This window comes from Streptomyces sp. NPDC048415 (assembly GCF_040651675.1).
Lineage (GTDB): Bacteria > Actinomycetota > Actinomycetes > Streptomycetales > Streptomycetaceae > Streptomyces.
On the sequence record NZ_JBEZKJ010000007.1, the window covers coordinates 19872 to 32878 of the forward strand.

A 13007-nucleotide genomic window follows, 5' to 3' on the forward strand; every position below is an offset into this window, starting at 1 on the left:
TGCCGATGCCCTCCTACTCCTTCGTCCTCAACGGGAAACCGGTCACCGTCGACGCACCGGCCGACATGCCCCTGCTGTGGGTGCTGCGCGATCTGCTCGACGTCACCGGCCCCAAGTACGGCTGCGGTGTGGGCGTCTGCCGTGCCTGTACCAGTCATCTCGACGGCGCGGAGATCCAGCCCTGCGTCGTCCCGGTCGCGGACTGCGCGGACCGCAGGGTCACCACCATCGAGGGGCTGGCCGACGGCGACACCCTGCACCCCGTGCAGCAGGCCTGGCTCGACTGCGATGTCGCCCAGTGCGGCTTCTGCCAGCCCGGGCAGATCATGGCCGCCGCCGCCCTGCTCAAGAAGACGTCCAGCCCGACGGACGCCGACATCGACCGGATCGAGAACGTCTGCCGCTGCGGCACCTACTCGCGCATCCGCGAGGCGATCAAGAAGGCGTCCTCGCAGGACTGACGGGCCCCGGCATGCCGCCGCGGTCGTGCCGCGGCGGCGTTCGGCTGTCAGGGGAGCGGACGGCCTAGCGGGAGAAGTACAGGTACTTCCAGGGGCCGTAGGTCGTGGTGTTCACGGTGTCGCCGGACGACGCGTTGACGTACACCGACCGTACGCGCGTCTTGATCCCGGACTCGTCCGGCGCCGGAAGGCTCACGGCCGACTTCCCGCTCGTGCTGAGCGCGAAGTACTCCGAGTCGGCGGAGTGCCACGCGCCGCCCGAGTAGACCTGCACGTCGAAACGCTGCTGACGGCCCGTGTAGTAGGTCATGGTCGTGGTGAGCAGCGGGTCGGTGCTCTGGTGGAACCAGTAGTACGACCTCGAGCCGATCGTGCCCGTCTTGTAGTACCTGGAGACGGCGGTGGAGATCTTGACCCGGGCGTACCCCGTGGACTTCACCGTCCTGGGCGCGTTGCGGGCGTCCCCCTTGAAGACGGCGGTGACGTCCGTGTCGCGCGTCATGTTCACGGTCGCGGAGATGTTGCCTCCGGAGTCGACCGTCCCGGTCTTCAGCAGCTTGTTGGGCTTGTCGCCGCCGAAGGGGTTCGCCCAGATCTCGACCGTGCGGTTCTTGTACGTCGAGCCGAGGTGCGCGGTGAAGGAGACGTCCTTGCCGTAGTCGTACACCTTGCCGTTGTTGTCCAGGGTCAGCGTCGTCGCCGTACGGGAGACCGTGACCTTGTCGGAGGCGCTGACCGCCGCGTGGTCGGCGTCGCCCGCGTAGGAGACCTTGTACGTGACCGTGCCGCCGGCCGGCGGGGTGTCGGTGAAGCTGTACGAGCCGTCCGCCGTGACCGGTGCGGCGGCCAGCGCCTTGCCGTTCGGGCTGTCCAGGTCGCTGCGGGTCACCTGGAGCGAGACGCCGCTCGGCAGCGGCACCGTCGCCGACAGCTTCCCGGTGACGGTGAGCTGCTTGGCCCGTGTGGCGGTCGAGGGCGCGTCCACCGTCAGGGTGGGCACGTTCACCGTCGGATCGGTGAGCACCTTGAGGGTGTAGCCGCTGGTCGTCCCCACCAGCGCGAAGAGCCGGGAGGAGTCCGGGGCCCACCTCAGGGAGGTCGTCGCGGTCGCTCCGGTGGCGTAGGTGCGCACCGGCTCGGTGGTGTCGGGCCGGTAGACCGCCACCGTGTCGCCGTTCGCCTGAGCGACCAGTCCGTTCGCGGCGATGTCGGCGCTCTGCCCGGCGGGGTAGGCGCCGTCGGCGGTGAACTTGCCGTCCGCGTAGGCGTCCCGCTCCCTGCCGTTGACCAGCACCCGCGCGGCGCCCGGCACGACGTCGATGTCGCTGATGCCGCTGTTCAGGGAGTAGTCGCCGTTGTACCAGGCGAGCGGCTGCGGCGTACCGCCGGAGACGTCCAGGACGGCCATCGAGTCCGTGCTCAGGCCGCTCTCGCCGACGGCCAGCAGGCCGGGCGCGGACGCGTCGGTGTCCAGCAGCGCCGGGCCCCAGACCCGGTTCGAGTACTGGGCGAGCTTCACCGCGTCGTCCCCGCCCGCCGGGTCGACCGAGCCCAGGTCGCCGGACCACTGGTCGCCGTACGTGAACCACACCTTGCCGCCGGCGAAGGCGACATGGCGCGGGCCGGTGGTGGTGGCGACGGTGTAGCGGGCCTTGACGTCGAGGGTGGCCGCGTCGAGCGCCACGATCTGGTGGTTGCCCTGCGCTGCCGCGTACAGGGTGCTGCCGTCGTCGGAGAGTGCGAGGTCGGTGACCTCGGTGATGCCGCTCACCGCGTCGACGAGGGTGCCGTCGTAGTCGGTTGCCAGGACCTTCCCGGCTTCGCTGTCGCCGACGAAGACCCGCTGAAGCGCGCCGTCCGCGACGATGCCGCCGGGCGCCAGGACGACGGCGGACTCCGCCGAGGCGGGTCCGGCCACGGCGAGGCTCAGTGCCGCCGAGCCGAAGAGGACCGCGAGCGACGTCGCGGCCGAGATGCTGCGCGTACGCACAGTGTTGTTACCCCCACAAGGAAACCCGGTGTCTGCCCGGGAGTTGAGAGCGCCGCGCAACGCCCGGACGTGACCGCGAGACGCGGTGACGCGCGGGGCGCGGCTGCTGTCCGGCAGCGTAGGTCATGGGAGTGACGGATGAGGTAAGAGTTTCGGGCGAGGGGACGAGGAGGGGGTTGCGGGCGAGGGAGGCGGTACGGCCGTGCGGTGGCGCACGTCGCGCCCTCGGACAGAGCGCGGGCGAGCTTCGCGCGAAGACCACTGCGCCCGGGCGACAGCATGGTGAGCCGCGCCCCGGTCCCAGCAGGGGGTTCGAGCCGACCGGCGGCTTCCCGCCGCGCGGATCAGCGGGAACTGTCGGAGCTCTCGGCCGCCGCGCGGGGTCAGCGGGAACTGTCGGAGCTCTCGGCCGCCGCGCGGCGGTACTCGGAGTTGATGCGCTGCGCTTCCTCGAGCTGGTCCTCGAGGATGACGATGCGACAGGCGGCCTCGACCGGCGTGCCTTTGTCGACGAGCTCGCGCGCGCGGGCGGCGATCCGCAGCTGGTAGCGGGAGTACCGGCGGTGGCCGCCCTCGGAGCGGAGCGGAGTGATCAGCCGGGCCTCACCGATGGCTCGGAGGAAGCCGGGGGTGGTGCCGAGCATCTCGGCGGCCCGGCCCATCGTGTAGGCGGGGTAGTCGTCGTCGTCCAGACGACCACTGAGCGGGATATCTGCTGTCATGTCACCTCGTAGTGCAACGCGTCGAGGGGCCTTGATGCCGTACGGCACCAAGGCCCCGAAGGAAATTGAACACCATCTGTCGGCTCTACTGCTCTGCCGACCTTCTGTTTCCGCTGCCCGGCCCGGGAGAGGGGCGGGTGTGCGGGGATCGCGGCTGCTTGACCGGGGACCACCTTCCATTCCGGGGTCTTGCGGTACCCGGACCGACTGTTTCTCGGGCCGGGCGATCCTGATGGCGTCTGGTCCCTCCTTCTTCCTCTCGTACAACCACCGTTTCTACGAGAGAAACCTTAGCCAGGCCGCCGCCCAATGTCTACTCTCACGAACATAGATTTGGGGCCGCTCGGGTCGTAGGTATTCTGCGGTCCGCTACGGCGGGCGGGCCGCTGAATAGAATCGGCTCCCATGTCGAACCCTGACCAGCTGCTCGTGGACATCTCCGCCAAGGTGGAGTCCGGGCAAAGCAATCAGATGTCGCTGACCGTGGTGGTCGGCGGTGCTGTCATCACCGGCCGACTGGCTCCCGAATCCGTGTGGCGGGAGCGTGTGTCGGAGGTCCTGAAGGACTCGGACCGGCTCGGCCCCTTCGCCGACGTCTTCGCCCCCGACCGGACGGAGCGCCGGCCCGGACGTGCTGAGCCGCCCACGTATCTGCACTTCCATCTCGCCCGGATCCTGCAAGGCAGCGTCGGCATCCCCGAGACGGGCGGCATGTACCGCGTCGCGATCAGGGACGTCAGCGCCTGGACGGTGGGCGACTTCAGCTACTCCGACCAGTGAGGCGCTGCTCGCCGGCTGCCCCGGCCGGCCGGGGGTCGTCGACCGGTCGGACATGACATACGACGAGGGCCCTGCCGACGTGTGTCGGCAGGGCCCTCGTCTGTGTCCCGGTGTCGGGTTTCCGTCTGTCACGACCCCAGAGGGGCGGGGCTGCCGAGCAGCGCCGACGCGGTCTCGAGGGGAGTGAGGACGGGCGCGGGCGGGGCCTCGTCGGGGTTGCGGCAGGTGAAGCCGAGACGGCTCATGGCCCGGGTGACCTCCCCGCTGGTGAAGTCGCGGCGGTCCTGCCGGGTGACGACTTCGCCCACCTGTTTGACGGGGTAGTGGGAGCGGCCGATGATCACGTACTCACCCGTGACGGGCTCGGGCTTGACGCCCTTCATCGAGGCCAGCACCCCGCTCTTGGTGAGGTCGAAGGGGAACCGGGCGATGACGCAGCGCATGATGCCTCACAGAAAGGTAGCGGGGGCGGGGCCGATGGAGTGACGTGGATCAGCGGGAGAGGGTGAGGGCGCCCGGTCCATCGGCGCGCAGGACGTCTGCGACCCGGATCCGGTCCGTATAGGCGGGGCTGTCACGGACGACGGTGAGCTGGGCCCGGGTGATCAGGCCCGTGCACAGTTCGTCCCCGTCGCAGACCAGCAGATGGCCGACCTGGGCGCCGGCCATCACGGACAAGGCCACCTCGACGGTCATGTCCTCGCGGACCCGCGGCCCGGACACGTCACGGTCGTCGACCATGGTCATGAGGGCGGGACTCGCCAGGCGCTGCTGCGTCTGAACAAGAGTCAAAGGGTGCCTCCTGCGGAGCGGGGGTGAGCTGCTGGCCACGGATGTCCTAGGCCGCCGGGTCGAAGGCGGACTGACGCCGTGCCGTGCGGCGCCCGGGCTCGCCGGTGGGCCGGCCCTGGACGGCGCGGCCGCGGCGGCCTCGGGAGATGCCGCGCCGGGGGCGCTCCACGGCCGGCGCGGTGATGGCGACGGGGGTGCCCGAGGGCGCCTGGGCGCCCGTGATACGGCTCAACTCGGCCTCGCCCGAGCGGACTTGGGTGGTCCGGGCGGTGACGCCCGCGGCAGCCATGAGCCGGCTCATGTCGCGGCGCTGGTTCGGCGTCACGAGGGTCACGACGCTGCCGGACTCACCGGCACGGGCCGTACGACCGCCACGGTGCAGATAGTCCTTGGGGTCGGTGGGCGGATCCACGTTCACGACCAGGTCGAGGTTGTCGACGTGGATGCCGCGCGCCGCGACATTGGTCGCCACCAGCACCGTCACATGACCGGTCTTGAACTGGGCGAGGGTCCGCGTGCGCTGCGGCTGGGACTTGCCACCGTGCAGGGCCGCGGCCCGGACGCCGCTGCTGAGCAGGTGCTCCGTCAGCCGGTCCACCGCGTGCTTGGTGTCCAGGAACATGATCACCCGGCCCTCTCGAGCCGCGATCTCGGTGGTCGTCCGTTGCTTGTCCGCGCCGTGCACATGGAGTACGTGGTGCTCCATGGTGGTGACGGCGCCGGCGGACGGGTCGACGGAGTGGACCACCGGGTCGGTCAGATAGCGGCGGACCAGCAGGTCGACGTTGCGGTCCAGGGTCGCCGAGAAGAGCATCCGCTGTCCCTCGGGACGCACCTGGTCGAGCAGCGCGCTGACCTGGGGCATGAAGCCCATGTCGGCCATCTGGTCGGCCTCGTCGAGGACGGTGATGGCGACCTGGTTCAGCCGGCAGTCGCCGCGGTCGATGAGGTCCTTGAGCCGGCCCGGCGTCGCGATGACGACCTCAGCCCCGGAGCGCAGCGCACCTGCCTGCCTGCCGATCGACATCCCGCCGACCACCGAGGCAAGCCGCAGCCTCACGGAGCGGGCGTACGGAGTGAGCGCGTCGGTGACCTGCTGGGCGAGCTCGCGGGTGGGCACGAGGACGAGGGCCAGCGGCTGCCGGGGCTCGGCGCGCTGACCGGCTGTACGGGCCAGCAGGGCGAGGCCGAAGGCGAGGGTCTTGCCCGACCCGGTGCGGCCACGGCCGAGTACGTCACGACCCGCGAGGGAGTTCGGCAGGGTCGCCGCCTGGATCGGGAACGGTACGGTCACGCCTTCATGGCCGAGCGCGGCCAGCAACGGCGCCGGCATGGCGAGATCGGCGAACGCCTCGACGGCGGGCAACGCCGGGGTGATCGTCGCCGGCGGCGCGAACTCACCTTGCGGCGCGGCTTGTTGACGTCCGTAACTCTTTCCGCGGCGCTGGGTGTTTGTACGGGTGCGGTTCATGTGGAACCTTCCTTGATGTGGCGCGTATCAAGGAATTCCCGCCATGAATATGAGCAGCGCGGAGAATCGCAAGAACGGGCCGAAGAAAACGCGAGGGGCCGCATCGATCGGCGACATGCTCGCGGCTGCGTCCGAAAAGGCAGCGAGAAAGCAGCGAGCTGGGACCCGCACCCCAGGGTGCGGGTCCCAGCTGCGAAGTCGGTGTCGGCGTCAGGCGGGAACGATGTTCTCGGCCGTCGGGCCCTTCTGGCCCTGCGCGATGTCGAAGCTCACCTTCTGGCCTTCCTGCAGCTCGCGGAAGCCCTGGGCGGCGATGTTCGAGTAGTGGGCGAAGACGTCGGCGCCGCCGCCGTCCTGCTCGATGAAGCCGAAGCCCTTTTCCGCGTTGAACCACTTCACGGTGCCTGTAGCCATGTCGGTCTCCTTCGGGAGATAGAGAAGAGCGCCACCCGAAAATGAAACCGATGAGGCACTTGAAATTTATAGGGGAACCCCTACATCCAACTGAGCCCGACAGTAGCATGCTGCGATCGGCCATGCGTGGGGAGTAACTCTGCTCTGTCTGCCGAGCAAGGAACCTTCACCGCGCGTCATATTAATTTCTCACTTCATGGCCACAGATATTGCCTTGCCCGGGCCGCAGGGTCACTCGGCACCCTCGCGGAGCGCCTCTTCGATCGCTGCTCGGTCGGTTCCGCCAGGACCCGCCTGCGGTCCTCGGGAGAGGGCAGGCGGGGGACCAGACCGGCTCCTTCCCTGCGGTCGATCAGCCGGGTGGTGCCCCCGCGGGTGGAGTGGTCGAGGGGTCATGAGCTGTCGTTGCGTCGGTACACCGTCACCCTGCGGCCCCGGACCTGCTTGTCCGCCACCGGCGTGAAGTACTTCTTCAGTACTGAGGTCTTCATTTGGTCTCGTTCCGCCGACACCGGTCTCGCGACCTTCGGTGCGTCCGTCACCAGGAGGATCCGCCGCTGGGTCAGCATCGCGGCGCGGATCCGGGCCGGGCCGGCCTCCACGCCCTTCAGGGTTCCGGACTTCTGCGGGCTCTCGGTCAGCGCTATGTCTCCCAGGCCGGTGAAGGCGTGCGGTGAGACCAACTTGGTGTCGCGGCGCGCTGCCGGTACGAAGAGGACCGCATCTCCGGGCTTCTTGAGCCGCCGTACGTCCGCCGCCACGGCCAGGACGTCGTCCACCCGGCTCGCCGCGGAGCGCTTGGCCAGCGACTGGGGCAGCAGTGCCGTCATCGCCACGGCGATGGTCATGGGGAGGATCCATGGGGCCGCCTTCGGGAAGCGCGGCGCGGCCGCCCGTATCGCCGTGCCCAGCGCTGTTCCGATCAGCAGTGCCAGACCCAGCAGGCTGAACAGGACGTACCTGTCGAGGAACAGCGGCTGGATCAGGCAGAGGCCGATCAGAATGAGCTGCGGCACCGCGAGCAGCGGCAGTCCCACGGCCGCTATCGACAGTCGGCCCGTGCGCGGGCGGTCCACCAGTGCGCCGAGGCCGCCGATCGCCAGCAGGACGGCCGGGCCGATCATCATGTGCCAGGTCAGCGGCGGTATCCATGAGACCTGGTCGGACTGACTCCGGGTGAACAGGATCAGTGGCAGCGTCCCTGCCACGGCCGCCGCCGAGGCCGCCGTCCAGCGGGTCCACACTCCGCGCCGGGCCCGCGTCCACAGCAGGGTCGCCGCGTGCGCGGGCAGGATCATCAGCGACAGCCAGTTCAGCAGCCCGCACAGCAGGACCGTGCCGCCGTAGGCCGCCCAAAGTGCCGCTCTGCCACGGCCCTTGAGTACGGTCACCAGCAGCAGCGTCGAGATCGCGGCGCCGGCCGCGACCAGCGCGTACGGGCGGCCCTCCTGCAGATAGAACTGCACCGCCGGAAGCAGTCCGAGCGCCAGCCCTCCCCCCAGACCCGCCCACACCCCGGCCAGTCGGTGGCCGATGACGGTCACACAGGCCGCCGCCACCGCCATGGCCAGCACGGAGGGCAGCCGCAGCGTCGTCGTGCCGGGCCCGAAGCACTCGAACAGTCCGTGCATCAGCAGGTAGTAGAGCCCGTGTACGGCGTCGACCTGTCCCAGCATGTGCCAGATCTCGGCGGTGGGCCGTTGGGCCACCTGCCAGGTCGCCGCCTCGTCCCGCCACAGACTGTGCTGCCGGGACAGCCCCCACAGGCCCAGGGCCAGGGTCCACAGCGCGGAAATCGGCCAAGTAGGCAGGGGGCGGCGGCCGTTGGTTATGGGGGGATTCATGAAGGTGGTCAGGCCCTCGGGGTAGCGGTACGAACTGAAGTCGACGGTTCGTCGACATGGCCAAGACCCTCCGGACCGGCTTTCGGGTTGCGCGGAAGTACCGCGGAGTCGCGAATTTCACTTTGCCCGGAAAGGCAGGGAAATGGTCTGCGCCGTCTCGGATCTCGTCGGCTCCCGGGCATCCGGGTCCGGGGAGGCGGCCGGCGAGCGGCGCTGAAATGGGCGGAACTGATTGAGTCGTCGGGCCTCCTGGAGCTCTACCAGCAGCCCGAGCTGGACGTCGTCAGCTATTTCCCGGCCGTCGAACCCGCCACCCTGACCGGCATCGACGCTGCCTCGGCAGGCATCCTGGCGGACGGCATGACCAGCCCGGACCCGGTGTTCCTGAGCACCCTCAAGGCCGGCCACCAGGCATTCGCCGTACGGCATCCGAAGGTCACCGGGGACGCCGGCAACGCACGCGTCCTGCGCAGCGTCCTGATGAAGCCGGAGTCCGAGCACCACATCGAGCACCTCCCCGCCCGAGTGGAGCAGAACGCCCGTTCCCGGCCTTCCGCGGCGCAACCGGGTAACTGACCTTCATATCAGCGGCCCAAACGGCCTGACCAGCGGTTCCGTGCAGGCGTTCAGGTCGCTGTCAGGTTCCGGGCGGACCGTGGCAACTCATGCCCCAGAAGCCCCAAAGCAATGGCAAAGGGATCTAGGAGAGGGGCAGTTCACCGTGTCATCGTGCGAGCCATGACGACAGAGCACCTCCTTGATGACCGGCCCCTCGTACCCTTGCGCGGGTCGGCGAGCAAGGTGCCGGAAGTGACTGTCTACTTCTGGATCATCAAGGTGTTGACCACGGGCATGGGAGAGACGGCGTCCGACCTCCTGGCCCGTCTGCTCGGCCCGATCCCGGCGGTGGCTCTCGGCGGTCTCGCCCTGACCGCCTCCCTGGCCATCCAGTTCACCGTCCGCCGGTACGTCGCCTGGATCTACTGGACCGCCATCGTCATGGTCAGCGTCTTCGGCACCATGGCCGCCGATGTCCTGCACGTCGGCCTCGGCGTCCCCTACGTGGTGTCGACCCCGCTCTTCCTCACCGCCCTGGCCGCTGTCTTCGCCCTCTGGTACGCGAGTGAGCGGACCCTGTCCATCCACAGCATCCGCACCCGTCGCCGTGAGACGTTCTACTGGGCGGCGGTCCTCGCCACGTTCGCCCTCGGCACCGCCGCGGGCGACCTCACCGCCACCGTCGGCTTCGGCTACCTCGGCTCTGTCCTCCTGTTCGCCGTCGCGATCTGCGTACCCGCCATGGCCCACCGCTGGAGCAGCCTGAACGCGGTGACCGCCTTCTGGTCCGCGTACGTCATCACTCGCCCCCTCGGCGCCTCCCTCGCCGACTGGATGGCCCTCGGCCACAGCCGCGGCGGCCTCGCCCTGGGACTGGGCCCGGTCACCTTCGCGTGGACGGTTGCCATCGTCGGGTTCGTCGGCTACCTGGCCGTGTCGCAGCGCGACCGCCAGGTCGCCGCCGCGGTCTGACACGCGCAGGTCGTAGTCGATGCGCCGACCGCTCCGCGGAAACGTCGATGGGCATCGGCGTCGCACCGCCGCCTCGTCGCGCTGCGGAGGCATCGTGCGCCCGTGCACACCGGAAAGGGTGGGGACAGCGCTGCCGGGAGCACAATGGAAGGGCGATGCCGTCGGTGCTCACCAGGGGGTGTCGAGGGTGGCCAGGAGATGCCGTACACGGGTGTGGCTGTGGCGATGGCGGCGCAGTCCGCTGAGGCGACGCAGTGATGTCGTCGAAGCCTGGGTCGTGCTCGTGGCGTGGACGATCGCCGTGGTCGGCGGTCTGCTGGCGGGCTGGGTCACGGCGAGCGTGACGCAGCAGGGCCTCGACCGGGCACGCGCGGAGCGGAGCGCGGTCTCGGCCGTACTCGCCGAGGATGCGCCAGGCGGCGCGTCCGCCCGGATCGCCGGTGACAACCGGGTATGGGCCACGGTGCGCTGGAAGGCGCCGGACGGCTCGCTCCATGCCGACCGGGCCGCGGTCCCGCCGAGCAGCCGGGCCGGCACCCGGATCACGGTGTGGACGGACAAGCACGGAGCAGTGGTCTCGAAGCCCCTCAGCCGAGGGCAGGCGGAGCTGCAGGTGGCCATGTCCGGCGCGCTCGCCACGGTGGGCGCCGGCGGGCTGGTGCTGGCGGGCGCCTGGATCGTACGGGTGCGGATGGACCGGCGGCGCCTGGACCAATGGGCCGCGGAGTGGAAGCACCTCGGCACGCGAGGGGGCAGCACGACCGGTTGAACGTGTCCCGGCGGCGCCGATTCTTCGCGGGGCCACGCACGCGCTGCGGCACGACGAAGGCTCCACTCCGATCGGCCGGACAGGCCTAGCCGGCACGTTCGGCGGTCCAGGTGATGCGCGGGGGCACGACTCGGGCGCACAGGGGGTTGCCGCATGCGTCGGTCAGGCCGAGGCGTGCGACCAGCAGGCCGTCACGTGCGGCGGCGGCGAGTACGTCGGCGGGGACGGAGTCGAGCATGAGCTTGGCGCGTCGGAACATCGCGAAGTAACCGGACTCGTCGACCGTGCCCCACGACAGGTAGATGAACCGGTGTCCGAGCCGGTCCTGTACATAGGGGCCCTTCACCTCGGTGCCGGTCGGCGAAACGACCGCGGTGCACTCCAGCGTCCACGTCGCGGACGGGGCGTCGCCGGGCTGGGGGTCGAGGAGTTCAGCCGGGCGGTCGCGGCGTTGTACGGCGACGTGGACGTTGCCGTAGACCGGGACATCCCTGTCGGCGGGGGCAGGGCAGGTGAGGCCGGGCAGGTCGACGGCGTCGATGCGGATGTGCATGCCGGCCATCATGCCGCCCACCGGTGAAAGGCCACCCGGCCAGGTCCGCCCGGGCCCGGGGAACGACCGTCATGGTGCCGGCCGCGTACCGCCCGGCCTCATCGTCCTCCGAGAACGCCGCGCACGCCTTGCTGACAGCGCCAGTCCACTCCGCCCAACAGCCGGCAGCATGTCACCCCGACGTCCGTCGGCGGGTTCTCATACGGGAGCGGGTGACGGTAACTCGTACGGTGTTCCCGGTGGCCGGCCTGGCCGTGGTGTCCGCCGCGGCTCGCGGCAGGTCGGGCGGGAGGCGGGCGGCGACGCGTTCGGCGGTGGCGGCGGCCCAGCGGCCGGAGGTGACGGTGCCCAGGACCAGGATGGCCGCCCCGCAGCCGGCGATGATCCACCAGGCCGCCTCTCGCGCGCCGGCGGCGACCGCGGCACCGATCACCGCGATGCCGAGCGAGGAGCCGACCTGCCGGCTGGTCGCGGCGACCGCGGCGGCCACCCCGGCCTGGGTGCGCGGCATGCCGGACACCGCCGCATAGGTGATCGGTGCGTTGACGAAGCCGAAGCCGAGACCGAACAGGGCGTACGTCAGGTACAGCAGGGTGTCGGAGGGGTGGGAGGAGCGGGTGGCGGCGACGGCCAGTAGACCGCTGGTGGTGATGCCGGCCCCCGCGAGCAGCAGCGGAATCCGCGGCCCGCGACTTCCCACGATCCGCCCGGACAGCGGCGGGCACACCAGGGCCAGCACCGCCATCGGCAGCAGGTGCAGGCCGGCGGCCAGCGCGCTCAGCCCCAACTCTCCTTGCAGGTAGAGAGTGTTGGCGAAGAGGAAGCCGCCGAGTGCGGCGAAGGCGAAGACTGCTGTCGCGGTGGCGCCGCTGAAGGGGGCGCTGCGGAAGAGCCGCGGTTCGATGAGCGGTTCGGCGCGCCGGTTCTCATGCGGTACGAAGGCGGCCAGCGCGCCCGCCGCCACGATCAGACAGGCCACGATCGGCGGCGCGGTCCAGCCCACGCCGGGCGCCTCGATGATGGCGTACGTCAGCGCGCCGAGCAGGACGATCACCAGCAACTGGCCCACGGCGTCCGCCCGTCGGGCCCGGAGCGCGCGGGACTCCGGAACGAACAGCGCGGTGAGCGCCAGCGCGGCCAGCCCGATCGGCACGTTCAGCCAGAACACCGACCGCCACCCGGCCGACTCCACCAGCAGGCCGCCGAGGACCGGCCCGGCCGCCATGCTGAGGCCCACCACCCCGCCCCAGACGCCGATGGCCCGTGCCCGCTCCCGTGGCTCGGTGAAGGTGTTGGCGAGGATGGCCATGGCGACGGGGGTGAGCATGCTGCCACCCACCGCCTGAACCGTTCGAAAGGACACAAGCCACCCGGTGGTCGGGGCCAGGCTGCACAGGGCCGATCCGGCGGTGAACAGAACGAGACCGAGTTGGAAGATCCGTCGACGTCCGAGGCGGTCGGCGGTGGCACCGGCCAGGGTCAGCAGCGAGGCCAGCACGATGGTGTACGCGTCGAGCGTCCACTGCAGGCCGGAGACCGAGGAGTTCAGATCCCGCTGCATCGAGGGCAGTGCGACGTTGAGGACGGTGACGTCGAGGCTGACCAGCAGCACGCTCAGGCAGCAGACGGCCAGGACGGGCATGCGGCGCCCGCGGCCGGGTTCGGGCATGTCGACCCTCCG

General features: G+C 70.3%; 14 protein-coding genes and 1 pseudogene. 5 read left to right on the top strand and 10 right to left on the bottom strand.

The window, feature by feature from the left end; translation table 11 throughout:
- Positions 1–5 precede the first annotated feature (5 nt).
- Complete coding sequence (locus AB0D27_RS07665; protein ID WP_362503509.1) at positions 6–461, top strand: (2Fe-2S)-binding protein; 456 nt, start codon at positions 6–8, stop codon at positions 459–461.
- 64 nt (positions 462–525) lie between these two features.
- Here AB0D27_RS07665 and AB0D27_RS07670 read toward each other — a convergent pair whose 3' ends face one another.
- Together AB0D27_RS07670 and AB0D27_RS07675 are read right to left on the bottom strand one after the other, a co-directional pair.
- Positions 526–2451, bottom strand: a complete 1926-nt coding sequence (locus tag AB0D27_RS07670) for an Ig-like domain repeat protein (RefSeq protein WP_362503511.1) — start codon at positions 2449–2451, stop codon at positions 526–528.
- 383 nt (positions 2452–2834) lie between these two features.
- Positions 2835–3173: a MerR family transcriptional regulator gene (locus tag AB0D27_RS07675; RefSeq protein ID WP_362503514.1), complete on the bottom strand. Its 339-nt coding sequence runs from the start codon at positions 3171–3173 to the stop codon at positions 2835–2837.
- Between the two features lie 405 nt (positions 3174–3578).
- Between AB0D27_RS07675 and AB0D27_RS07680 the strand changes: the two genes are divergently transcribed.
- Positions 3579–3953, top strand: a complete 375-nt coding sequence (locus AB0D27_RS07680) for a hypothetical protein (protein WP_362503517.1) — start codon at positions 3579–3581, stop codon at positions 3951–3953.
- Between the two features lie 128 nt (positions 3954–4081).
- Here AB0D27_RS07680 and AB0D27_RS07685 read toward each other — a convergent pair whose 3' ends face one another.
- From AB0D27_RS07685 to AB0D27_RS07710, 6 genes and pseudogenes are all read right to left on the bottom strand, one after another.
- The gene (locus AB0D27_RS07685; RefSeq protein ID WP_362503520.1) at positions 4082–4396 is read right to left on the bottom strand and encodes an SCO5918 family protein; all 315 of its coding nucleotides are present in this window, start codon (positions 4394–4396) and stop codon (positions 4082–4084) included.
- Positions 4397–4445: 49 nt separating this feature from the next.
- Positions 4446–4700: a CBS domain-containing protein gene (locus AB0D27_RS07690; RefSeq protein WP_362503884.1), complete on the bottom strand. Its 255-nt coding sequence runs from the start codon at positions 4698–4700 to the stop codon at positions 4446–4448.
- Between the two features lie 91 nt (positions 4701–4791).
- Entirely contained in the window at positions 4792–6216 is a 1425-nt protein-coding gene (locus AB0D27_RS07695) for a DEAD/DEAH box helicase (RefSeq protein WP_362503523.1), read from the bottom strand.
- A gap of 210 nt (positions 6217–6426) precedes the next feature.
- A complete protein-coding gene (locus tag AB0D27_RS07700) occupies positions 6427–6630 on the bottom strand; it encodes a cold-shock protein (protein WP_030224351.1) in 204 nt (67 codons plus the stop codon).
- Positions 6631–6899: 269 nt separating this feature from the next.
- Positions 6900–7007: pseudogene (locus AB0D27_RS07705) on the bottom strand (MarR family transcriptional regulator); the annotation flags it as partial.
- A gap of 15 nt (positions 7008–7022) precedes the next feature.
- A complete protein-coding gene (locus AB0D27_RS07710) occupies positions 7023–8474 on the bottom strand; it encodes a hypothetical protein (RefSeq protein ID WP_362503526.1) in 1452 nt (483 codons plus the stop codon).
- Between the two features lie 87 nt (positions 8475–8561).
- On the opposite strand from AB0D27_RS07710, the gene AB0D27_RS07715 reads away from it, so the two are divergent.
- The 3 genes from AB0D27_RS07715 (at position 8562) to AB0D27_RS07725 (ending at position 10773) form a co-directional block, all read left to right on the top strand.
- Positions 8562–9050 (top strand): hypothetical protein, encoded by a 489-nt coding sequence (locus AB0D27_RS07715; RefSeq protein WP_362503529.1) that lies wholly within the window; start codon positions 8562–8564, stop codon positions 9048–9050.
- Positions 9051–9212: 162 nt separating this feature from the next.
- Positions 9213–10004, top strand: coding sequence for a hypothetical protein (locus AB0D27_RS07720; protein ID WP_362503532.1), 792 nt, complete (start codon positions 9213–9215; stop codon positions 10002–10004).
- A 283-nt stretch (positions 10005–10287) separates the two neighbouring features.
- Positions 10288–10773, top strand: coding sequence for a hypothetical protein (locus AB0D27_RS07725; protein ID WP_362503535.1), 486 nt, complete (start codon positions 10288–10290; stop codon positions 10771–10773).
- An 85-nt stretch (positions 10774–10858) separates the two neighbouring features.
- On the opposite strand, the gene AB0D27_RS07730 is transcribed toward AB0D27_RS07725, so the two are convergent.
- Together AB0D27_RS07730 and AB0D27_RS07735 are read right to left on the bottom strand one after the other, a co-directional pair.
- A complete protein-coding gene (locus tag AB0D27_RS07730; protein WP_362503538.1) occupies positions 10859–11326 on the bottom strand; it encodes a DUF5990 family protein in 468 nt (155 codons plus the stop codon).
- Positions 11327–11498: 172 nt separating this feature from the next.
- Positions 11499–12995, bottom strand: a complete 1497-nt coding sequence (locus AB0D27_RS07735) for a DHA2 family efflux MFS transporter permease subunit (protein WP_362503541.1) — start codon at positions 12993–12995, stop codon at positions 11499–11501.
- Positions 12996–13007 lie beyond the last annotated feature (12 nt).